At 74.9% G+C, this 23,617-nt stretch carries 12 protein-coding genes; 6 read left to right on the forward strand and 6 right to left on the reverse strand.

Annotation, left to right across the window (positions count from 1 at the left end; translation table 11 throughout):
* Nucleotides 1-14: 14 nt before the first annotated feature.
* Entirely contained in the window at nt 15-4,415 is a 4,401-nt protein-coding gene (locus WMF34_RS03295) for a tetratricopeptide repeat protein (RefSeq protein WP_437992388.1), read from the reverse strand.
* Between the two features lie 356 nt (nt 4,416-4,771).
* Between WMF34_RS03295 and WMF34_RS03300 the strand changes: the two genes are divergently transcribed.
* The 5 genes from WMF34_RS03300 (at nt 4,772) to WMF34_RS03320 (ending at nt 17,215) form a co-directional block, all read left to right on the forward strand.
* Complete coding sequence (locus WMF34_RS03300; RefSeq protein ID WP_044963849.1) at nt 4,772-5,377, forward strand: peptidyl-prolyl cis-trans isomerase; 606 nt, start codon at nt 4,772-4,774, stop codon at nt 5,375-5,377.
* Between the two features lie 56 nt (nt 5,378-5,433).
* On the forward strand, nt 5,434-5,730 hold the full coding sequence (locus WMF34_RS03305; protein ID WP_012233242.1) for a polyhydroxyalkanoic acid system family protein: 297 nt from the start codon (nt 5,434-5,436) through the stop codon (nt 5,728-5,730).
* 273 nt (nt 5,731-6,003) lie between these two features.
* A complete protein-coding gene (locus tag WMF34_RS03310) occupies nt 6,004-10,776 on the forward strand; it encodes a hypothetical protein (RefSeq protein WP_437992389.1) in 4,773 nt (1,590 codons plus the stop codon).
* A complete protein-coding gene (locus WMF34_RS03315) occupies nt 10,773-16,775 on the forward strand; it encodes a hypothetical protein (RefSeq protein ID WP_437992390.1) in 6,003 nt (2,000 codons plus the stop codon). The genes WMF34_RS03310 and WMF34_RS03315 overlap by 4 nt, the downstream gene beginning before the upstream one ends.
* Nucleotides 16,776-16,798: 23 nt before the next feature.
* Complete coding sequence (locus tag WMF34_RS03320; protein ID WP_044963854.1) at nt 16,799-17,215, forward strand: YkgJ family cysteine cluster protein; 417 nt, start codon at nt 16,799-16,801, stop codon at nt 17,213-17,215.
* Nucleotides 17,216-17,250: 35 nt separating this feature from the next.
* Here the strand turns inward: WMF34_RS03320 and WMF34_RS03325 are convergent, their stop codons facing one another.
* The 5 genes from WMF34_RS03325 to WMF34_RS03345 form a co-directional block, all read right to left on the reverse strand.
* The gene (locus WMF34_RS03325; protein WP_437992391.1) at nt 17,251-18,909 is read right to left on the reverse strand and encodes a phytoene desaturase family protein; all 1,659 of its coding nucleotides are present in this window, start codon (nt 18,907-18,909) and stop codon (nt 17,251-17,253) included.
* Between the two features lie 96 nt (nt 18,910-19,005).
* Nucleotides 19,006-19,485 carry a hypothetical protein gene (locus tag WMF34_RS03330; RefSeq protein WP_437992392.1) on the reverse strand — a complete coding sequence of 160 codons (480 nt, stop codon included), beginning with the start codon at nt 19,483-19,485 and terminating at the stop codon, nt 19,006-19,008.
* A gap of 26 nt (nt 19,486-19,511) precedes the next feature.
* Nucleotides 19,512-20,465, reverse strand: coding sequence for an MlaE family ABC transporter permease (locus WMF34_RS03335; protein WP_080598757.1), 954 nt, complete (start codon nt 20,463-20,465; stop codon nt 19,512-19,514).
* Nucleotides 20,462-21,022 (reverse strand): hypothetical protein, encoded by a 561-nt coding sequence (locus WMF34_RS03340; protein ID WP_012233249.1) that lies wholly within the window; start codon nt 21,020-21,022, stop codon nt 20,462-20,464. Before WMF34_RS03340 ends, WMF34_RS03335 begins: the two co-directional genes overlap by 4 nt.
* A 153-nt stretch (nt 21,023-21,175) precedes the next feature.
* A complete protein-coding gene (locus tag WMF34_RS03345) occupies nt 21,176-21,955 on the reverse strand; it encodes a rhomboid family intramembrane serine protease (RefSeq protein ID WP_437992393.1) in 780 nt (259 codons plus the stop codon).
* A gap of 63 nt (nt 21,956-22,018) precedes the next feature.
* On the opposite strand from WMF34_RS03345, the gene cysS reads away from it, so the two are divergent.
* Nucleotides 22,019-23,590 (forward strand): cysteine--tRNA ligase, encoded by a 1,572-nt coding sequence (gene cysS / locus WMF34_RS03350; RefSeq protein ID WP_437992394.1) that lies wholly within the window; start codon nt 22,019-22,021, stop codon nt 23,588-23,590.
* The last annotated feature ends 27 nt before the right edge of the window (nt 23,591-23,617 follow it).

Here is a 23,617-nt window from a genome sequence, read left to right on the forward strand (position 1 = left end):
GCGCTCGCTCCGCCTCAGCGTCCCTTTCCCGCCCCCAGGCTCTCCAGCGCCTGCTCCGCGTCGCGCCGGTAGGCGTTGTCGGTCGGCGCCGTCTCCAGGAAGCGCTGGTAATGGTGGATGGACTTCTCGCGGTTGTTCGTCGCGCGGAGCGCCTCGGCGAGGAGGAAGTGCGCGTCGAACAGCCACGGCGGGGTCGAGCGGTCCGGCGCCTCGCCCAGGGCGACCGCCTGCTCCATCTCGCTCGCGGTTCCGGCCCGGTTGCCGCGCGACGCGTAGATCTTGCCGAGGCGGTAGTGCCACTCGGGGACCTTGTCGTTGGCCGCGATCGCCTTGCGCCACGCCTCCTCCGCGGCCGCCCAGTTGCCCTGATCCTGGTAGCAGAGCGCCATCGTGGCGTAGGCCTCGTAGCGGGACGGCCGCTTCTCCAGCGCGATCTTCAGATCCGCCAGCGCGTCCCGGCTCGCCCCCTGCTTCTGCAGCAGCACGCCGCGCTGCCAGTACGCGTCGCCGAGCTCCGCGTCGAGCTCCAGCGCGCGCCTCAGCGCCATCTCCGCGCGCGCGGTCTGGGCCGTCTCGTTGGCGCCCCAGCCGACGTAGAGGTGGTACTCGGCGCGGTTCGGATCGAGCTCCGCGGCGCGCTCCAGGAAGCGCAGCGCCTCGGCCATGTTCGTGCCGCGCACGAGGAGCGCGCGGCCGAGGAAGTGGTTCGCCTCGGCGGAGTTCGCGCGGTCCTTGAGCACCTCGCGCAGGATGGGCTCCGCCTGGCTCGCGTGCCCCGCCATGACCTGGGTCGAGCCGACGCGCAGCTTCAGGTCGATGTCGTTCGGCGCCTTGCGGAGCGCGTCGGCGTACATCTCCAGCGCGCGCTCGCTCTGGCCGGTCTCCTCGAACAGGAGCCCGCGCTCGAGCGCGAGGCCCGGGTAGTCCTTGTCGGCCGCCGTGACCTTGTCGAAGACCTTCGCGGCGTCCTCGAACCGGCGCAGGCGACGGTACGCCACGCCCAGCTTGAACTGGCTGCCGAGGTCGTCCTCCTTCGCGAGCGCGAGCTCGAGCTCCTGCCGGGCCTCGTCGTACCGCCCGGTCTGGAGCGCGACCTCCGCCTTGGCCTTGTGCAGCGCGGGCAGGTCCGGGAACTTCGCCGTCGCCTCCGACAGCTTCTCCGCCGCCGCCTCGTTGCGGCCCATGCTGGACAGGAGCGACGCCAGCGCCACGTACGCGTCGACGACCTCCGGGAGGTTCTCGGTCGACTTCACGGCGTCGAGGTACGCCTGCTCCGCGTCCTTCTTGTTGCCGAGCGCGAGCTCGGTGCGCCCGAGCCAGTAAGCGACCTGCGGGGCCGCCGCGTGGGTCTTCTGCAGCTCCTTCAGGAGGTCCTTCGCCTCCTTCATGCGCTCCTGCGCCAGCCACGTCTTCGCCTTGCCGAGCTGCGCGGCGAGGCTCCGGGCGTCGGCGCGGGCCGCGGCCTCGAAGCGCGCCTGCGCCTCGGAGTAGCGGCCCGACCGGTAGAGGACCTCGCCGTTGCCGATCAGGGCGCGCACCGCCTGCGGGTCGAGCTTCACCGCGGCGGCGAAGGCCTGCTCCGCCGCGCTCATGCGCGACCTCGCGAGGTGGATGGTGCCGAGCAGCGTGTACGCGTCGACGATCTCGGGGTCGCTCGCGGCGGCCCGGGTCGGGCCCTCGCCGGTGACCTTGCCGAGCAGATCGAGCGCCTCCTGCTCTCGGCCCGGGGTCTGCCAGAGCAACGACGCGATCAGGGTGCGGGCCCCGACGTGGTCGGGCGAGGCCTCGAGCGCGCCGCGGGCGCTCGCCTCGGCGCCCGCGGTGTCCCCGGCGAGGATCTGCGCCCGGGCCAGGCCGTAGAGCGTGCGGGCGCTCTTCTGGAGGCCGCTCGCGTGCTGCCACGCCGCGATCGCCTTGGGGGCGTCCCTCGCGGCGAGCTCGATCTCGGCCGCGAGGACGGCGAGGTCGATGTCGTCCTTGAGCTGCGCGGCGAGCGCCTGCGCGGCCTGTCGCGCGCGCGGGAGCTCGCCGCTGGCCGCGGCCTGCGCCGCGACGGCCAGGGAGAGCAGGTCGCTCGGATGGGAGCTCGCGAGCGTGAGCATCTCCTTGCCGAAGGCGTCGTCGACGGTCCGGTGCCCGAAGCGGATGCTCCGCGCGAAGGCGATGTACGCGGCGTAGGCCATGGTCGCCCGGTGGCGCGGCGCATCGGCCCGCGTGGCGTTCGCGTCGTTCAGCGCTCCGTTGGCGGCCGACGCGGTGTCCTTGGCGAAGGCCGCCTGGGTCCGATGGCGGAGCTCGGCGAGCGCCCCCTCGTGCGCGAAGGCGTTGAGCCGGTCGCTGATGAGGTTCACGCCGAAGGCGCCGACGTCCGGAACGAGCGCGAGCGCGCCGCCGCTGACGGCGGCGACCGCGAGCGCCGCCACGACGTAGCGCTTGATCTTCGACTTTTGCGGCGGTGCTTCTGTTGTCGCCGCGGGCTTCTCGGCCTGCGCCCCGGGACCGGCGCTCAGGTCGCCGATCTCGGTGCCCGCGCCGGTCAGGTCGACCTCGTCCCCGACGCTGGGGTGCGGCTCGCTGAGCTCGATGCCCCGATCGTCGGCGTCCGCGGGCGATTGCGTGAAGTTCGCGGAGCGGTCGGACGGATCGTAAGGGGTGGGCGCGGCGCCGGGGGCGAGCTGCGTGACGCTCTCGCCGAGGGCGATCTCGTCGCCGAAATCGGCGACGCCGAAGCCGGCGGTGGGCGCGGCGCCGAAGCCGGTGGTGGACGCGGCGCGGGCGTCGGCGGGCGGCGCGGCGCCGAAGCCGGTGGTGGACGCGGCGCGGGCGTCGGCGGTGGGCGCGGCGCCGAAGCCGGTGGTGGACGCGGCGCGGGCGTCGGCGGGCGGCGCGGCGAGGAAGTCGGCGGGGGGCACGGCGCCGAAGTCGACGGGCGGCATGGCGCCGAAGTCGACGGGCGGCATGGCGCCGCTGCTGGGCGGCTCCGGCGCCGCCTGCGGCGGGAGGGGGCGCGGCCCGGGCGCCTGGAACGCGGCGCCCACGCGCGAGTCGTCGTAGTCCGGCGGGGCCTCGTCGAAGAGCTCGGCGCCGACGATGGTCCCCGGTCCTGCGGGTGAGCCGGCACCGGTGGCCTTCGAGGGGAGGGCGGAGCCGGCGGCTTTCGAGGGGAGGGCGGAGCCGGTGGCCTTCGAGGGGAGGGCGGGGCCGGTGGTCTTGGTGGGGAAGCCCGCGGCGGTCGGGGCAGGGAAGCCCGCCTGGGCCGCGGCCGGGAGCCCGGCGCGCGCAGGCGAGGGGAGCGGCGCGGAAGCCGGCGTGGGCAGGCCCGTGTTCGAGAACGGGGCGGGCATGCCGATGACGGCCGGGGCCGAGCTCGGCAGATCGCCGGCGACGATGGGCAGGTCGCCCGCGGATGTCGCGGGCAGCTCGGCGTCGCCGTCGCCCTCGAGAGGCAGCTCGAGCTCACCGAAGCCGAACGACATGGATCCGCTGCTGGAACGCGCCGGAGGAGCCGGGGGCGCGTCGTCGTCCAGGTCTCCGAAATCGTACTCCGGGGCCACGCGCGGGGGCGCGTCCCCGGCACCGCGGGTGCGCCCGCGGCCGAGCGGCTGCGTGGTGGCCCCGGCGTTTCGCGCGCCGAGCCCCGCGTCCCGCGCACCAGGCCCCGAGGGGGCGCCCGGCGCCGACTCTCGCTCGCCGAACCCGAGGGTGCGCCGGCTGCTCGGAGGCAGCGGCTCGACCCGCGCCGGCAGGTCGGTACCGGCGAACGCGGTCGGCGTCGCCGGGGCGGTGCGGGACTCCGCGCGCGATCGCGCCGGGAGCGCCACCGGCGCCCCGGGCGCATTGCCGTAGACGACCGGCAGATCGTCCGGGTTGAGCCCCTGCACCTCGGCGTCCGTCGGGCTCGGGAGCTCGACCATGAGATCGATCTCTCCGAAGCCGCGCCGCTGCGGCACGGTCTTGGCGTTTCGCCGATCGGACGGGGCGGGGCGATCGGGGACGTCCGGCAAGCCGATCTCGCCGAAGACCTCCGGACCCGGCGGCTCAGGAGGCGGCGCGGGCGGCGCAGGCACCGCGGGCGCCGCGCGGCGCGGCGGCGTCGGTACCGGCGCCGGCGCCGGCCCGGGGCGTCGGGGAGGCGCGACCGCGGGGAATGCGATGTCCTCCGGAGCCGCCATGGGCAGATCGGCGTCCTCGGTCGCCGCCGGGGCGCTCCGCTCCGAGAGCTGAAGGCCCCCCGCCCCGGCCCGCGGCGGGGGGGTGGGCACAGGCGTCGGCGCGGGCGCTGCGCTTGCGCCCCCCTTGGTCACCAGCAGGCTCGTACCGCACTTCGGACAGCGCATCCTGAGCCCCGCAGGGGGGACACGCTTCTCGTCGACCTGGTACGGCGATTTGCACCCGTCGCACTCGACCTTGATCATGCTTCCCGACCCGATGCCGGCGCTGCGCCTTCGCAGGCGCCCCACGCTCGTTCGGCCTGCGAAAGGCCGGGATGCCCCGACATCCGCTCTCCTTACTAGCAGGGGTTGCGGTCCTTAGGATCGCCTCTTGTGCCGGGCGCCCTCAAATCGGCGACTTCCTCGGGCATGTCGCGTGCGTGGTCCGGAAGCAGGAAGCGGACAGCGCGCAGGCGCGCGGCGGCCGGGGACGGAGGGACGCGGGGGCGGGCGGGACGGGCGGGGACAGCGACGGAGCGGCGACGCCGTCTGGCAGGCGGCGCGTGTCGCCATCGCGGCCTCGCCAAGCGTCCTCCACCTGTGCTAACGCGCTGCCGCTCATGCAGCGCTCGACGGCGGTCATCTACACGCTCTTCTTCACGGGCGCGCTGGCGTTCGTGATCACGCACGGCGGCTCGAAGGGGCGCGGCGCGGCCAGCGCGCCCGCCGACGCGGGCCCCGACGCCGCCGACGCCGCCGCCTCGCCTGCGACGGCCGCGGCCGGCGACGGCGACGCCGACGCGGGGAGCGACGCCGGCGCCGAGGGCATCGTCCAGGAGCGCGGCCCCGAGCCAGCGGGGCGATCCGACGCGGGCGTCACGCTCCTCTCGGGAGAGGCGCCGCCCTCGCTGCCGGCCGAGGCGCCGAAGAAGGTGCGCTTCGGCGTCGTGCTCGTCCAGTACCGCGGCGCGCAGGGCGCGGCGCCGACCGCGCGCTCCAAGGACGCCGCGCTGGCGCTCGCCAGGGAGCTCGCCGAGGTGGCCAAGACGGACTTCAAGGCCGCCATCGAGAAGGGCGACAAGGGGTCGACCGACGACCTCGGCTACATCCCGCGCGGCGTGCTCGAGCCCGCGCCGGAGTACGAGCTGTTCAGCCTCTCCAAGGGGGGCGTGAGCGGCCCGGTCGACACGCCGCGCGGCTTTTGGATCGCGCGTCGGATCGAGTAAGTAGAGCGTACCGCGCGCGGCGCGTCGCCGTGGACGCGAACGAGTGGAGATACCGTATGGCGACGATCGACATCCGTCGGCAGCACGCGCTCACCAAGGACGAGGCCAGGACGCGCGCGGAAGAGCTTGCGCGGGGCATGGAAGACAAGCTCGGCATCCAGTGGCGATGGGATGGCGACGTCATCCGGTTCGAGGCGCCGGGCGGCGCCGCGAAGGGGACGAAGGGCCTCGTTCGCGTCGAGGCGTCCGCGGTCCATGTGGCGATCGATCTCCCGTTCCTGCTGAAGGCGATGAAGGGCATGGTCGAGTCGAAGGTCAACGACAAGCTCGACGCCGTGCTGGGCAGGGCCTAGCCCGGCAGCCGGGCCAGGCGCCCCCCCGGTCGACGCGCGCCCCCTCCTTCTCAACCGCTCCTCGCGAGCGAGCGACCTCCACCCTCTCGCGCGCGTCACGCCGCCCGCGAGCGCGGTCTGGCGCTCGCCTGGGTGCTCAACCGCGTGCCCGACGCTGTTCGAGCCCGCTTCCCTGCCCGGCGCGCTTTACTCCGTCAGGTTCGGTTCGCTACTCTCCGCCATCGTCATGCGGTGCGCACAGATGAGACCCCGTTCGGAGGCGTCGCGAGCGAGATGACGGTTCAGGCACCCGAGGGGCAGGCGGAGAGCATGACGGCCCTGATCGCGCGGCTCCGCGCGGAGCAAGGCGAGCAACCGGAGCGGCAGCTCCAGGCGCTCTTGCTGCACGAGCTCGGCGCGCTCGAGGAGGCGCTCGGCGAGGAGCCCACGGCGGCGCGCGACTACCTCGCCGCGTTCAACGCGGATCCCCAGTTCCGCGAGCCGCTCGAGGCGCTGGTCCGCATCCTCACGCGGCGCAAGTCGATCAAGAACCTCGGCAAGCTGCTCGACGCGCTCACGCGCGCCGCGGCCACGCCCGAGGAGCGGGCGCGCTCGTTCTGGGAGCGCGCGGCGTACCTCCAGGACCACGAGCAGAACCTCGCGGCGGCCAAGGAGGCGCTCGAAGAGGCGGCGCTCAGCAACCCGGAGGACGCGACTCCCTGGCTCGAGCTCGAGCTCATCGCGGCCAAGGAAGGGGACATCGCCGGCCGGATGCGCGCGCTGGAGGCCCGCGCGGAGCTCGCGACGGACGCGACGTGGAAGGGGCTGCTCTTCATCGAGCTCGCCGACCTCGCGGCGGCGACCGAGAACGTGGAGCGCGCCTACGAGCTGCTCGACGCGGCCGCCGCGCTGGAGGGGCGGGCGCGCTTCAGGTCACAGCTCGCGCTCGAGGTCATCGCCCGGCGCGAGGAGGACCTCGGCGCGCTCGCGCGCGCCCTCGAGGGGCAGGCGGAGCTCATCGCCGACGCGCTCGACGACGAGGCGAGCGGCGACGCCAACGGCGTCCCGCGGACCCTGCGCAAGCCGGAGCACGCGGCCGACGCGTGGCTCCGCGCCGCCGAGCTGACGCAGCGGGCCGGGACGGGCGGCTTCGCGTCGCTCCTCGAGCGGGCCGCGGAGCGGCTGCCCCAGTCGACGCTGCTCGGCCGGGCGCGCATCGCCGCGCTCGAGTCCGCCGGCGAGGCCGAGGCCGCCGCCAGCCTGGCCAAGCAGGAGATCGCGCGCGGCGCGAGCGGGCCCGGCGCCGCGGCCCTGTGGCTCCGCGTCGCCGAGGCGGCGGCGCTCGCGAGCGATCGCGAGGCCGCGCTCGCGGCGCTCCGGAGCGCGCTCGCGGCCGACCCGCAGTGCATCCCGGCCCGCGCGCTGGAGATCGATCTCCTCGGAGACGGTCAGGACCCGTCCGCGTTCGCGGTTTCGCTCGAGGCGACGGCGGCCTCGTACGCCAGCGAGGACGCGCGGGGGCGCGCGCTGCTCCTCGCGGCCTACGTCTGGGCGGTGCGGACGGACGACGTGGGCGCGGCGAAGGCGGCCCTGTCGCAGGCCGGCATGGCCGGCGTCCACCCGGGCGTGCTCGCGCGCTTCGGCCGCTCGTTCGCGGCCCTCCGCGGCGACGCGGCCTGGTACGAGGAGTCGACGAAGCGGCTGCTCTCGACGGGCGTCGACCCGGCCGAGAAGGCGAGCCTGTGGTTCGAGATCGGCCGGAGCCGCCTCCTCCGGGGGGACGCGAACGGCGCCGAGGGCGCCTTCGCCGAGCTCGCGAATGCCGGCGCCGACGACGGCGCCACGCCGAACGCGTGGCTCGGGCGGGCGCTCGGCGCCTTCGCGGTCGATCTCGTCCGCAGCCGGCGCGAGCGCGGCGACGAGCCCGGCGCCCCCGGCCCGCGGCGCTCGCCGACGGTCATCGAGGCGCTCGCCGAGGTCGAGGGCGAGGAGACCGCGCGCGGGCTGTGGCTCGTCGCCGCCCTGCGCAGCGCGCGCGGCGGCGATCTGGATCGCGCCCGGAGCCGGCTCCGCGCGCTCTTCGAGCGATCCGCGGACGACGAGGTCATCGCGGTGTTCCTGGCCGAGCTCCACCGGCGCGCCGGGAGCCCCACCGCCGCGGCCGCGACGCTCTCGGCCTGCGCCGCGGCGATCGACGACGCCGATCTCTCGGCGGCGCTGCACATCGAGGCGGCGATCCTGCTCTGGCGCGCCGGCGAGCGCGGGCGCGCCGTCGAGGAGCTCGAGGCGGCGCGCGGCAAGGCGCCGCGCGCCGGCGCGACGGCGCTCACCTGGGCCCTCCGCGGCCACGAGGCGGGCGACCTGGAGAGCCGGCGCCGCGCCCTCGAGGTCGCCGGCGAGGCGGGCGAGGACCCGGCGGCGCTCGCGCTGTCGCGGTTCGGCCTCGAGGTCGGCGCGGCCGAGGGCGGCGACGCCGACGAGGCGCTCGCGACGCTCGAGGCGCTGGAGTCGCAGGCGAGCGACGACCTCGCCCTGGCCGCCGCGCTCGGGCGCCTCCTCTGGCAGCCGGCCCTCGAGCAGCGCAGCGCCGTCGAGCGCGCGCTCGACTACATCGAGGAGCGCGGCGACGGCGCCGCGACGATCGCGCACGCCGAGCGCTTCCGCCTCGCGCGGACCCTGGACCACGATCGCGCGCGCACCGCGGCGCGCGCGGCGGCGTGGGCCGCGGCCGACCCGAGCCCGCACGCCGAGCTCGAGTGGCTCGGCGCCGCGCTCGGGGCCGAGGACCGCGAGGCGGAGGTCGCCGCGCGCAGCGCGCTCGCGCGGCACATGGAGGGCGAGGCCCGCGCCGCGATGGAGGCCTCGGCCGCGATCGTCGGCGCGCTCGATCAGCCGAACCTGCCGCGCCCGTTCCTCACGGGCGAGCACGCGCCCGCGCAGCTCGCCAACCTCGAGCTCGCGCTCCCCGGCTGCGATCCGCGGCGCCGCGCCGCGGCGCTGCACGGGCTCGGCGACGCGCTCGGCGAGGAGGCGCAGCTCACCGCGCTCGGCCTCGCGGGCTGGTCGGACTTCGCGGCCGGGGATCACGAGCGCGCGCTCGCCGCGTTCCGCGCGGTCGTCGAGCGGCGGCCCGACGACGTCGCCGCCTGGGAGGGCGTCCGCGCGACGTCCGAGGCGCTCCGCGACCCCGTGTCGACGGCGCTGGCCTCGGCGCAGCTCGGGGCGCTCTGCAGGGACGACGCGCGCGGCGCGGGGTTCTGGGAGAGCGCCGGGCTCCTGCTCCTCCAGCACACCGAGGCCCACGAGGACGCGGAGATCGCCTTCGATCGCGCGTTCGCGCGCGACCCGCGGCGCGGCGTCGCCTTCGACCGGCTGTTCCGCCGGGTCCGCGCGCGCAACGAGGACGATCGGCTGCTCGACATCATCGAGAAGCGGCTCGGCGTGGCGGACAACGACCTCGAGCTCTGCAAGCTGTTCTGGGAGCGCGCGCGCGTGCTCCGCAAGAAGGGCAAGCTCGACGACGCGCTCGCCGCGCTCGAGAACGTGACGCTGCTCGAGCCGGACCACATCGGCGCGCTGGCGCTCTCGGCCGACATCTCGAAGGCGCAGGGCGACCTCGGCCAGGCGGCCGCCTTCTACGCCGAGCTCTCGCGCGTCGCGAAGGCGCCGGGGGAGCAGCGCCTCATGTCGGGGATCACGGCCGTCGACGCCTACGAGAAGCTCGGCGAGCACGACAGGGCGCTCGAGGTGCTGATCGGCCTGCACCGGGCCGGGCTGTCGACGCTCGTCGTCCGCGAGCGCCTCGTCCGGGTCGCCGCCCGGGTCGGCTCCTGGGACGAGGCGACGCGCCTGCTCGAGGAGCTCATGGTCGAGCGCGACACCCCCGAGGGGCGGATCGAGGCGGCGCGCCTCGCGATGGCCATCTACCGGGATCAGCTCGGCGCGCCGCGCCGCGCCGAGCGGGCCGTCGCGAAGCTCCTCGAAGAGGCGCCGGACGACGGCGAGGCGATCGATCTCGTCCTCACGACGGACTTCGAGCCCGCATTCCGCACCCGCGTGCTCGGCCGCGCCAAGGCGACGCTGATCCAGGCGCTCGCGGTCGAGCCGCTCGACGCGGACCGGGTCGCGCTCCTCGCGAAGATCGCCGGCGCGGGGCAGGACGCGGCGCTCCGGCAGGCCACGCTCGGCGCGCTCGTCTCGCTCGTCCGCATCGACGACGGCATCTCCGCGGAGCTCAGGAAGATCGACGCCCGCGTCCCGGCGCGGCCGCAGATCGCCCTCGACGCCAAGGCCATGGCCGACATCGCCGATCCGCTCGACACCGGGCCCGTCGGCGAGCTGTTCGCGAAGATGGCCGAGACCATCTGCATGGCGCTCGGCCCCTCGCTCGTGTCGCTCGGCGTCGGCAAGAAGGACCGCATCGACTCGCGCGGCGGCCACCCGCTGCGCGTGGCGGTCGCCGAGTGGATGGGCGCGCTCAGCTTCGAGACGGACTTCGAGCTCTACGTCGGCGGCCCCAGCCCTCGCGGCGCGACCGGCGTCTACGGCCAGCTGCCGGCGCTCGTGCTCGGCTCCGAGATCACGACGCCGCTCGACGCCGCCTCGCGCTCGGCGATCGCGCGCGAGGCGTTCGCGCTGCGCCGGGGCATCTCGTCGCTCAGGACGCGGGACGACAGCACCGTCGCCTCGCTCGTCGCGGCCGCGTGCATCGAGGCGGGCTTCACGGTCCCGCAGCCGCCCTACGCCGTCTTCGGCGAGGTCTCGCGCGCCATCCACAAGGAGATGTCGCGCGCGACCCGCAAGGCCATCGCCGACGTCTGCCAGCGCATCGTCTCGAGCCAGCAGGACCCGCTCCGCTGGGCGCAGGCCGCGCGCAGGAGCATCGACCGCATGGCCGTCATCGCAGCAGGCGACGTGTCGCTGGTCCTCTCGGACATCCTCAATACCCCGCGCGAGCAGCTCGGCGGTGTCGTCGCCGAGAGCGAGCGGGCGCGCCAGCTGGTCGCGTTCGTCCTCTCGCAGAGCTACCTCGAGCTCCGGAAGAAGCTCGGCATGGGGGTCCGGTGAGCAAGAATCCGCAATCCAAGAGCTCCTCTGGCGGCGGCGGCGACGAGGGCGCGCCGTCGCAGGAGAAGATCACGGTCCCCCCGCCGGCGATGTACGGCGCGGCGGTCTCGGAGGGCGACGTCGAGGAGGCCACGCTCCTCGCGAAGATCCCCGAAGAGCTCATCCAGTCGATCCGCGGCGCCGAGGAGGGCGAGCGCTCCGGCGAAGGCGGCCTGAAGCAGCTGTTCTCCCGCGAGCCCGTGCCCGTGCCCGCGAGGCCCGCGCAGAGCGCCGGAGAGAGCGACGCGCTGCTCGACATGCTGTTCGAGGATCAGCGCGCCGATGACGCCGACGACGGGGTCGTGACCTCGGCGCCGGCGTTGCACGGGACGCGCCGGCCCCCGGCGCCCATCCCGCCGCCGCGCCCCCCGTCGCTGCCCCGCCCCGGCGCCCCGCCCCGCTCGGGCAGCAGGCCGGGCGACGTGAAGGCGTCGCTCGGCGCGGACCTCACGCCCGGCGCGCTCGGTGATCGCACGCCGAAGATCCCGCCGCCGGCCCCGTCCGCGCGGTTCACGGCGCCGCGCCCGCCGCCCGCCGCCCCGCCGCCCCCGCTGCCGCCGCCGTCGGTGCGCCGGGAGCCCGTGTTCGAGGAGGACACCGCCGAGCCGGGCGACCGCGCGACGCCCATCCCCGACGGCGGCGACTCCCCGTTCGAGTTCGCGCCGCCCAGCGGCGCCAGCAGCGGCCGGTTCGCGGAGGCGCACGCCTTCGACGACGAGGAGACGCACGGCATCGACGACGAGGAGACGAACGCCCTCGACGAGCCCGGGCCCACGACCCGGCCGTACACCGGCCAGTCGTCCGCCTCCACCAGCCGCTGGGATCAGCCCGCCGCCGACAGCGATCCCGGCGAGCTCGTGGACGAGTCCAGCCTGATCAGCGGGCCGGCCGAGCCGACCGATGAAGAGCTCGAGGACGATCTCGCGCAGACGCGCGTCGCGACCCGGAGACCCGACAGCGGCGTCGCCTTCGCGCCGCCGCGCCCGCCTTCATCGCCGCGCTCGTCGTCGCCTTCGCCGTCGCCGCGCGCGCCGTCGCCGCCGCGCCCGTTCGCGGCGTCCCACGTCCGGCCGTCGTCGTTCGTGCCGTCGTCGTCGTTCGTGCCGTCTTCACCGCCGCGCGCGTCGTCGTCGCCGCCGCGCCCGTCTTCGTCAGCACGCGTCCCGTCGGCGCCTCCGGCCGGCCCGTCGTCGTCGCCGCCTTCCCGCGCGCCCGAGAGCCTCCCGCCGCTGCCGTCGATCCCGCCGCCCGCCTCGGTGTTCGACGGCGAGCAGGACGCGAGCGCGATCCTCGTCCAGTCGCAGCAGCGCGACGTGTGGGCGGCGCGCGCCGCGTGGCTCCGCTCCGAGGCCGAGCTCATCGAGGACCCCGCGGCCCGGGCGCGCGCGCTGCTCCCCGTCGCCGAGCTCTACGTGATGGCCGGGGAGGACGCCACCGCCCGCGCCATCGCCGCCGAGGCGCGCGATCTCGCCCCGAGCCTGATCTTCGCGCACCGCCAGCTCCGCGGCCTCCTGATGCGCGAGGCAGATCTGCCCGCCGCGCTCGAGGCGCTGGAGAGCGAGACCCGCGTCCTCGGCACGCCGGCCGCGCGCTGCCACAACCTCGTGCTCGGCGCGGAGCTCTGCCGCATCCCGCTCGCGGATCCCGAGGGCGCCCACAAACGCTTCGAGCTCGCGGCGCGGATGCACCCCGCCGACCCCCGCGCGCACGTCCAACGCTTCTGCGAGGCGCTCGCCGCGCCGGACTCGGACGCGGCGGCCTCCGCCGTGCTCGCGAAGTTCCGCCTCCCCGAGGCGCCCGAGCTCGCGCCGCTCGCCGCCGCGAGCGCTCAGGTCGCAGCGCACCGCGGCGCCCCGCGGCCGGCGCGCGGCCGCGCCGCCCCCGCCACGCCGTACGAGGCGCTGCTCCGCGCCCGCGCCCTGCTCGGCGCCGGCGACCTCGCCGAGGGCCTCGCGACCCTCGATCCCCTGCGCGGCACCTCGCTCGCGCCCGGCGTCGCGTGGCTCACCGCCGCGCTGAGCGCCGCGCGCAAGGAGACCCGCCCGGCGTCGCTCGGCGCGCTCCGCAGCGTCGCCGCCGGCTCGCACGGCGGCCAGGCGCGCCGCGCCCTCGCGGCGCAGGCGATCGAGCTCGGCGACGCCGCCGCCGTGCGCGACGCGACGCTCGACGACGACGACGCCGGCGGCGCCTTCTCGCCGGCCGATCGCATCGTCCTCTCGGCGCTCGCCGGCGGCGCCGCGGGCGAGATCGACCCGTGGCTCGACGCCCTCGCCGACGAGCCCGAGTTCGCGCCGCTCTGCGCCGCGGCGAGCGCCGCCCTGAGCGACGCCGCGGTGGCCTCCGCCGTGGACGGCGCGCCCGCGTCGAGGGGCGTGCGCCCCCTCGGCGGCCCGAGGGCCCGGGCCGCCGCGGCCCTCGGCCGCGCGCTCTCGCGCGAGGCCGTCCCCGCCGAGGGCGGCGTCGACGCGAGCGACGCCTTCTCCCGCGCGGTGGTCACGTACGGCGACACCGCGCCGGAGAGCCCGCTCTTCCGGGCGCTCGCGCTCGAGCTCGATCTCGACGGCGATCGCGGCGCCCGCGTCGCCAGGGCCGTGGCGTCGCTGCGCGAGGTCGCGTCCGAGCGCGACAGCGCGCTCGCCGCCGCCGTCCTCGCGGAGATCGCGGGCGATCAGCGCGCGGCGATGAGCGATCTCGATCGCGCCCGCGCCGCGGACCCGCAGCACGAGGGCGCCGCGCGCGCCCGCGCCGCGCAGGAGAGCGGCGTCGGCGCGGCCCGCATCCTCGCGGAGCACGCGCTCACGCTCGACGAGGGGCCGCGGGCCGCGGTGCTCGTCACCGAGGCCGCGATCCGCCTGCTCGACGGCGGCGACAACGAGGAGGGCGAGCGCCTGCTCTCGCGCGCCGCCCAGATCGATCCGAAGCTCCCCGTCGCGCTCCACCTCGGCGAGCGGAGCGCGCGCGCCCGGGTGGACCGCGACGGCCTCCTCGAGTGGCTCAGGACCCGCCGCGAGGGCGCGGCCGACCCCCTCGAGCGGGCTCACGATCTCGTCCGCGAGGCGCTCCTCGTCGCCGAGGCCGACCCCGCGGCCGCGGCGTCGCTCCTCGAGACGGCGCACCGCTCGCGCCCCCAGGACATCGGCCTGCGCGAGCTCTTCGAGCGGCTCGCGCCGGAGCCGCCCGCCGACCGCGCCTCCTGGCGCGCCGAGCGCGCGGCCGAGCTCCTGCGCGCCCTCGACGCAGGCGGCGACGGCGACGCCGGCCGCTCGGGTGACGACCGCGCCGCCGTGGGCATCGAGGCCGCTCGCCTCGCGCTCGAGGCCGCCCTCGACCACGAGCGCGCCGGCGATCTCGCGCAGGCCGCCGCGTGCGCCCGCCAGGCGATCGCCGCCGGGGACAACGCGCTCGCGCCGATCGCCCTCTACCGCGCGGCCGTCGCGGGCCACGGCACAGGAGAGCTCGTCGACGCCCTGATCCCGCGCGCCCGCGAGGCGGCGGACGCGGCGGAGCGCCTCGACATCTACGAGCGCCTCGCGGAGCTCGACGAGCACGGGCGCAAGGACGCCGGCAGCGCCCTGCTCTGGCGCCGCTCGATCCTGGAGGAGACGCCGCACCACCTCCCGACGCTCCGCCGGGTCGCCTCCTACCTCATCGGCGAGGGCCGCGACGAGGAGCTCGAGCCGATCGCCCTGGAGATCGCGCGTGTCCTCGACGGCCCAGAGGCGATCGCCCACGCGCTCCTGTCGGCGCGGCTGCGCCTGCGCGTGCTCCCGTGGGAGGAGGCGCTCGAGCCGGTCCAGATCGCGTACAGGAACGAGCCCCGCGGCATCTGGGCGCTGCGCCAGATGGCCGCCCAGGCCCGCGCGAAGGCGGATCACGCCCTCGCGATCGAGGCGGATCGCCAGCTCATCGAGCGCACCGATCGCCCGTCCGAGGCCGCGGCCCTCTCGGTGCGCGCCGCCAGGGACGCCCTGCTCGCGGGCTCGATCGAGGACGCCGTCGCCTTCTTCCGGCACGCGATCACGCTCGTCCCGCACTACCTCGTCGCGCACCTCGATCTCGCCGACGCGCTCGATCGCGGCGGCGACCCGGCGGCCGCCGCCGCGGCGCTCGAGTCCGCCGCGGGCGCGAGCGTCGGCCCCGAGGGGCGCGCGCACTCGCTCTACGCCGCGGCCGTGCTCTGGCAGGACAAGGTCCAGAACGTCGCGCGGGCGCGCGACGTCCTCGAGGCGGTCGCCACGGTCGATCCGTCGTACGCCGACGTCTTCTCGCGGCTCAGGGCCATCTACATCGCCGAGGGGGCGCGCGCCGAGCTCGCCGCGCTCCTCGAGCGCCGCCTCGAGGCGGTGACCGATCCCGCGGAGCGGGTCGAGATGGAGGTCTTGCGCGGCCGGGCGCTCGCCGACGTCGGCGACGCGGCGGCCGCGAAGCGCGCGCTCGCCGCCGCGCTCGACGCGAACCCCGATCACGTCGAGGCCCTGTCCGCGTTCGCCGACGTCTGCGCCGGCGAGGGCGACTGGGCCGGCGCCGAGCAGGCGTGGATCCGCCTCGCGCGCCTCGTGCCCGAGCCCGCGAAGCAGGTCGAGATCTACCTCCGCCTCGGCGAGCTCTACGACGAGCACCTCCCGAACGCGGAGCGCGCCGAGCTCGCGTACCAGGAGATCCTGAAGCGCTCGCCGGGCGACGTGAGCGCGCGCGAGCGCCTCGTCTCGCTCTACAAGCGCGCCGGCGACGGCGCCCGCGCGCTCGAGCAGCAGAACCTCCTCATCAACGCCGCGGAGGCGCCCGAGCAGAAGTGCCGCCGCACCGCGGAGCTCGCCGAGATCTACGAGGCGATGGGGGACGCGAAGAAGGCCGAGGCCACGCTGCTCACGGCCCGCAAGACGTGGCCGAAGGACGACTTCGCCCTCGGCGCGCTGGCCCGCTACTACCAGCGCACCGAGCAGGCCTCCGCGGCGACCACCCTGCTCGATCGCGCCCTCGCCGACGCGCGCCGCGCGCTCAACACCGGCCGCTTCGAGCCCTACCTCTTCTCGACGGTCGCGACGGTCGCGGAGCTCCGCGGCCGCGCCGGCGCCGCGAGGATCGCGCGCGCGACGGTCGACGCGCTCGACGGCCGCGACGCCGCGATGGGCGGCGCGGGCAACGCCGCCGGCGCGGCCCGCCTCGACGCCCACCTCGCGCCGGAGCTCATGACCCCGGCGTTCCGGGAGCTCCTGCTCAAGACGGGCCCGCTGCTCGACGCGGCGGTGCCGTTCGATCTCGACTCGATCCGCGCGACGCCGCTGCCGCCCCAGCACGCCGAGATCACCGATCTGGCGCGCGGCATCGGCGCGGCGTACGGCCTGCCCGGCCTGCAGGTCTACATGACGGGCGCGCTCGGCGCCGTCTGCGTGCCGGCGTCCACGAGCCCGCCCAAGATCGTCCTCGGCCAGGCGCTCGTCACCTCGCCGCGCGAGGACGTCCGGGTCGCCCTCATCCACCGCGCCGTCAAGATCCTCCAGACCAACGCCTCGGCCTTCTCGCGGACGGCGCCGATCGATCTCTGGCCGCTGCTCGCGGCTTACCTGAAGGCGTTCGTCCCGACGTGGTCGCCGCAGGGCGCGGACGCCGGGCGCCTGCGCGAGTACCACGGCCGCATCGAGCGGGTGATGGCGGGCGGCGTGGATCCGAAGATCAGCGTGCTCGCCGCCGACGTCATCGGCTCGATCGGCAACCGCGCCTCGACGTTGAACACCGCGATCAACGGCTGGGGGAACCGGGCCGCGTTCCTCGCCGTGGGCGACATCAACGTCGTCCTCACGGGCATCGCCTGGTCCGGCGGCAACACGAACGCGCCTCCCGCCGCGGGCAAGGACCGCGTCACCTGGATCGGGCGCAACGCGGAGGCGCGCGACCTCATCGTCTTCGCCGTGAGCGACGGCCTGACCGAGGCGCGGGAGCAGCTCGGCTTCAACGAGTGAAGGCACGTCCCCCCCCACGATCCATGACGACGACCCTCAAGGCCAAGCCCCGCGTCTCTTACGATTGCTCGAAGTGCCCGGCCTACTGCTGCTCCATCTACGAGCGGGTCGAGGTCACGCCGCGCGACCTGCGGCGGCTCGCCCGCCATTTCGGCCTCACGCTCGAGGCCGCCGAGGAGCGCTTCACGAAGCGCTACAACGACGAGCGCATCCTCCGGCGGCAGTCGGATCCGGTGCTCGGCAGGGTCTGCCGCTTCCTCGATCTCACGACCCGCGGCTGCACCATCTACGAGGCCCGGCCCGAGGTCTGCCGCGATTACCCCGGTAGGTCGCGGTGCGGCTATTACGACGTGCTCCAGTTCGAGCGGGAGACGCAGGACGATCCCGACGTGATGCCGCTCGTGCAGATCACGTTCCGGTCCAGGACGCCGGCCGGTTAGCGCTCGATAGGGCGGCAGCGCGGCTCAAGCGCGGCTCACGTCCACTCGGGCACCTCGTCGCCCGTGTCCGCCTGCGCCGCCGCGCTCGCCTTCCTCCGCTCGTGCAGCCACTCTTCCGGTCGATCGGCGGGGTAGGTCCGCAGCGAGCCGTCGGCCGGCCCGAGCAGATCCTCCGCGCGCGCCGCGCCCGTGATCCGCTGCGCGGCCATCAGGCCCGACATCGCGGCGCCTGCCACCCCGTGGCTCAGCGTGCTCGCCCCGCACTGGTACAGCCCCGGGATCCTCGTCCCGATGGAGAACGACAGCGGGCCGAGCTGCCACCTCGTCTTGGCGGTGCCGTAGGCGGCGCCGCGGTGCGTGGCGCAGTAGAAGTCGTTGGTCAGCGGCGTCGCCACCGAGCGGAACACGAGCGCGCGCGAGATCCCGGGGATGACGTTCTCCGCCGCCGCGATCATCTGATCTCCGATCGACTCCTTGAACGCGTCGTACTCCGCCCCTCGCTCGCCCGTGCGGGTCTTCTCCCAGCGCGTGAAGGGGCCGTGGGGCACGAACGTGAACATCTCGATCGTGTGGTGGTCGCCCCGGGTCGGGTGGCCCGGGTCCTTCAGCGTCGTGATGGTCAGGAACAGCCCGTCCACCGCCCCGCACGGCAGCTGGTGCTCCATGCGCTCGTAGAGGCGCCCCACGTCCCGCCCGCGGTACCACCAGTAGTTGCCTGAGTCGTAACCCATCGACCGGAGGTCCATGTCCACCGCGCAGAACACGCTGAGCAGGCTGACCGAGTACTCCATCCGCTGGACCTTGCGGCGCTCGCGGGCGGTCAGCTCGGGCGGCAGCAGCTCTCCATAGGTGATCGCCGGGTCCGCGTTCGAGACGACGCTCGCCGCGCGCAGGACCTCTCCCCCTTCCAGCTCGACGCCGGCCGCTCTCCCTCGCTCGACGAGGATGCGCTTCACCCGCGCGCGCGTCCGCACCTGCCCGCCGAGCCGGCGAAGGGCCCTGATCATCGCGAGCGGGATGCGCTTCGCGCCCCCGCGCGGGTAGTAGCCGCCGTCCATGTAATGGCAGACGATGCCCGCGTGGACCGGCAGCGCCACGCGCGACGGCGACAGCCCGTGATCGCCCCCCTGCGCCGACAGGAACGCGCGCAGCAGGGGATCGCGGATCGTCGCGTCCAGCAGATCCTCCTGGGTGCGGAGGCCCCAGCGCACGAGGCTCGGCGCCTTGAACGGCGCGAGCAGCACCCTCGGGAACTCGAGCATCGCCTCGAGCCGCCCGAGATCGTCGTTGACCCCGCGCAGCACACGGAAGTACCGCGCTATCCCCGCGGCCTCGTGCGGGAACCGCGCCGTGAGCCGGGCGATGAGCCGATCGAGGCCCTTGGGCACGTCGAGCCGCTCGTCGCCGATGATCAGGTGATCGAGCCCGTCCGGGTTGAGCTCGCAGAACTCGAGATCTCCCGAGAGCCCGAGCCCCTCGTAGAGCCGTCGCACGGCGCCTCCCGGGCCGAGCCCGCCGATGTAATGGACTCCCGGGCTGAACAGGTACCCGTTCAGCGAGAAGCTGTGCGTCCACCCGCCGGGCAGGTAGTGCTGCTCGACGACGAGCACCTTCTGTCCCGCGCGCGCCAGCGCGAGCGCCGCGGTGAGCCCGCCGGCGCCCGATCCGATCACGACGGTATCCGCGTGCCGCATGACGCTACCCCCCGGACTACGATGCTCCAGGGACGTGGTCGGCTGCGCGCTTGTGCCCTCGATGGCCCCGCGTCTTGCCCGTCGCTTGCCCGTCGCTTACCCGCCGTCTCGCTTGCCGGCGTCGGGCGGCGCCCCGGCGTCGGGCGGCGCCCTGTCCGCCTTCTCCATGTTCATGAGCGGCAGCGGGCAGACGACGGGCACGGCGCGCGCGGGGGTCTGCGCCGACTCGCGGAGGCATGTCTTGCCGGTCAGGCGGAGGCGCTCGCCCACCTCGAGGTCGGCCGGGCATACGACCGCCTGGGAGGCGGAGACGAGATCCCCGTCGATCCAGAAGATCTCGCACCCGTCGTCAGTCCGGCGGAGGTGGTAGTGCCGCGTCGGCCGCCGCGGCGCCGGCGCGCCCTCCGGGAGCGCGGCGCCGCCGTCGCTCGCCTCCGCGACCCCGCCCTCCCTCCCGGCGTCCCCCTGGCACGCGATCACCCCGAACGGCACCCCGAACGGCACCCCGAACAGCACTCCGGACAGCAGCACCGGCAGGAGCCCGGCCAGCGGTCGCTGCGACGTCGGCGGCGGCATCTGGGCGCCTCCCGGACCGCCCCTGCTCACCGGGTCGGGAAGAGCAGGATGGACATCTTGGTCAGGAAGAAGTCGGCGATCAGGATGGTGATCGACGTCACCACCACCGTGCGCGTGGTCGCGTGGCCGACGCCCTCCGTTCCGCCCCGCGTGATCAGCCCGAAGTGGCACCCGACGAGCGCGATGATCGCCCCGAAGAAGGGCGTCTTGTACATCCCGCTGAAGTAATCCATGAACGTGACGGAGCCGAGCGCCGTCCGGAGGAAGAAGCCGGCGGGGATGCCGAACTCGGTCGCGCAGACCAGCATCGCCCCGCCGAAGCCCAGCACGAGCGCGAACGCGCCGAGCACGGGCATCACCACGATGCTCGCGAGCAGCCGCGGCAAGACGAGCTTCTTCAGCGGGCTGGCGCCGAGGGCGCGGATCGCGTCGATCTGCTCGGTGACGGCCATCGACCCGACCTCGGCCGCGATGCCGGCGCCGATGCGGCCGCCGACGATCACCGCCGTGAGCGTCGGCGCCAGCTCGCGCGAGAACGACAGGCCGATGATGCGGCCCGTGTACTCCATGCCGCCGAACTTCTGCAGGCCGATGGCGAACTGCACCGCCATGACCATCCCGACGAAGAGCGCCGTCACCGACGCGATGGCGGCCGAGCGGACGCCGAGCGCCTCCATCTGATAGAGGGTCGAGCGGATCTCGAGCGGCCGCTCGACCATCGACCTGAGCGCTCCCCAGGTCATCCGCCCGAACTGCCCGAGGTGCTCGACGAACCCGACCGCGTTCTCGTTGATCCGGGCGAGGAGCGGGGGGAGCGGTGGAGGGGGCAGGCTGTTCGGCGCCAGGCTCTGCGGGGGCACGCTTGTCGGCTGCAGGCTCTGCGGGGGCACGCTGGTGGAGCCCCCGCCGGAGGAGGCGGCCGGCGGGCCGTTCGAGGCGGGCGGCGGCGCCGCCACGGGCCGTTTGCGATCAGTCGTCATCGGTCATCGGTGCGCAGGGTCGAGAATCCGCGGACCATCCGCGTGAACGCCGGCTCGCTTCCGGCGTAGCGAGCGGGATCGGCGATGAGGAGCATGTCGTACACGCAGCCGTTCTTCTTGAGCACCCAGATGTCGAAGACCTTCGGCACCCCGTCGAGCTTCGCCGACATGACGGTGTGCATCGCCTCGCGGCCGTCGAACGGCACGACCTCCTGCTTCAGCACCTCGCGCTCGGTGAAGTGCAGGAAGAGGTGGTTGGTCAGCGAGACGAGCGGGATGTCCTCCTCGTTCCGGCAGCGCCCGTTGAGGGCGATGGTCGCCCCGTTCGCGTCGTCGCGGTACGCCACCGCCGCGTCCGACACATCGAGCCGCTTCCAGCTCGCCGGCGCCGGGGGCACGCGGAACGCCACGTCCGTGCCGCGGTAGACCGTTCCGTCGAACGACGGACCTCCGCAGGCGGCGAGCGCGATCGCGACGGCGATCAGCCAGGCTCGGGGGTCCGCTGCCTCGCCCGCAGAACCCGCGGCGGTGAGGCGCCTTCGAAGGGGTCGTCGCATCGCTGCGGGCCGACGCTATCACGCTTTTGCATCCTGGGCGAACCGCGAGCAGCCTGGCCGTTCCGGCGAGATGCTTCGGATCTCACCGGCTTTTTCGCCGCGCGCCGCGTACGGAACGCCGCACCTCGGGTCGCTCCTGGCCGCGCCTCGCCGCTACCAGGAGTCTCGCCGCCGCGGCGCGTCCCATGGCGCGGCCCGGCGCGCAGCGGGGCGCCGGGGGGACGGGCGAAAGTGCTGCCAGCGCTCGTGCTCGCGCCGGGCGCGCCCTGTCATGAAGATGCGGACGAGGAAGAGCCCGGCGACGAACCCCCCGAGGTGCGCGAAGAACGCCACGCCGCCGCCGCTCACGCCGCCGATGGAGCCGAGCCCGTTCAGCAGGTTCACCACGAAGTACGCGAGGATGACCAGCCACGCCGGGAACTCCAGGAACAGCCCGAAGATGAACCACAGGAGGAAGATCGGGTTCAGCACCGTGATCGGCGATCGCGGGTAGAGCGACGCGTACGCGGCCAGCACGCCCGAGATCGCGCCCGAGGCGCCCACCATCGGGATCGCCGAGCCGGGATCGATGACGATCTGCGCGCCCGCGGCGGCGATCCCGGACAGCACATAGAACGCCGCGTAGCGGGCGCTGCCCAGCGCGTCCTCGACGTTGTCGCCGAAGATCCAGAGGAACAGCATGTTCCCGCCGAGGTGGGCCCACCCCGTCGGATCGTGCAGGAACATGCTGCTGAAGACCGTCCACCACGCGTCGGTCGGCGCTTCCAGGAGGTGCTCGGGGACGAGGCCCCACGCCGAGAGCAGCCGGTCGGGCGGGAACCCGGCCGTGATCAGCGACCGCATCCAGAAGAAGCCGAGGATGTTGAGCGCGATCAGCAGGTAGTTGACGATCGGCGTCTTTCGGGTGGGCAGTTGGTCACGGAGGGGCAGCATCGCGATCACCTTAAGCACGCGGGCCCGTGACAGCATCCGCCTGCCTTGATAGACCCCCGGCCGATGTCCGCCCTGCGCCTCCACGACACGCTGACCCAGAAGCTCGCCCCGCTCGCCCCACGGCGGCCTGGCGAGGTCCGCATGTACTGCTGCGGCCCGACGACCTACGACGTCGCGCACGTGGGGCACGGCCGCGCCGCGCTCGCCCCGGATATCCTCGTCCGCCACCTGAGGGCGCGCGGCCTCCGCGTCGTCTACGTTCGAAACGTCACGGACGTCGACGACAAGATCCTGCAGCGGTCGGCCGAGTCCGGCGAGCCCCCCATGGACCTGTCGGCGCGGATGGCTCGCCTGTACCAGGAGGACGTCGCCGCCCTCGGCTGTCTGGCGCCCGACGTCGAGCCGAAGGTCTCGGAGCACATCCCGGAGGTCATCGCCCTCGTCGAGCGGCTGATCGAGCGAGGCGCGGCCTATGTCGTCGAGCGGCCCGGAGACGCGCCCGACGTTCGCGACGTTTATTACTCGGTCCGCAGCTTCCCCTCCTACGGCAAGCTCTCGAAGCGCAACCTCGACGAGCTGCGGGTCGGCGCGCGCGTCGGTCCGTGCGAGGACAAGCGCGATCCGCTCGACTTCGCGCTCTGGAAGGGGGTCGCCCCCGGCGGGTGGGGCTGGGACAGCCCGTGGGGCAAGGGGCGGCCCGGGTGGCACATCGAGTGCTCTGCCATGGCGGGCCGCTACCTCGGGGCCGGCTTCGACGTCCACTGCGGCGGCATGGATCTCGTCTTTCCCCATCACGAGAACGAGATCGCCCAGAGCGAGGCCGCCCATCCGGACGGCGCGCCGCTCGCCTCGATCTGGATCCACAACGGCTTCGTCAACGTCGACAAGGAGAAGATGGCGAAGTCGCTCGGCAACTTCGTCAAGCTCCGCGATGTCTACGCGCGCAACGACCCGGAGGCGCTCCGCTACTTCCTGCTCACGGTCCACTACCGGGGCCCGCTCGAGTTCGACACCCACAAGCGCGACGACGGCCGGGTCGTGTTCCCCGGCGTGGTCGAGGCCGAGCGCCGCGTCGACTACCTGTATGCGACGCTCGATCGACTGTCCGCGCTCGCCGGCCCGCCCGCCGCCGGCGAGGGCGCCGAGCCGGAGCTGCCGGCGCGGCTCCCGAAGGGGTTCGCGGCGCTCGCCGCGCTCGCGGACGGCGCGCCGGGCCGCGCCGCCGCCGCGCTCGACGACGACCTCAACACCCCCGTCGTGCTCTCGATCATCGCCGAGGTCGCCAAGGCCGCCAACGAGCTCGCCGACGCCGCGCAGCGGCGGGGGAAGGACCAGGACGTCGCCCGCGCCGCCCCGCCGCTCGCGCGCCGCCTCCACGCGGCCCTGCGGTCCTCGCTCGACGTCCTCGGCCTGCTGCAGACGCCGTCTCCGGTCTACCAGGCCCGCACGCAGGAGCAGCGCCTCGGGCTCCTCGGCACGACCCGGCAGGCGATCGAGGCGAAGCTCGCCGAGCGCGCCGCGGCGCGCGCCGCGAAGGACTTCGCGCGGGGCGACGCCCTCCGGAAGGAGCTCGAGCGCGACGGCATCGAGGTTGCCGACTCTCCCACCGGTACGACATTCCGGGTGAGCGCCTGAGGCGCGCCGCGCCCTGCGCGTTCCACC

Origin of the sequence: Sorangium sp. So ce145 (assembly GCF_051525985.1) — a bacterium.
GTDB lineage: Bacteria > Myxococcota_A > Polyangia > Polyangiales > Polyangiaceae > Sorangium > Sorangium cellulosum_B.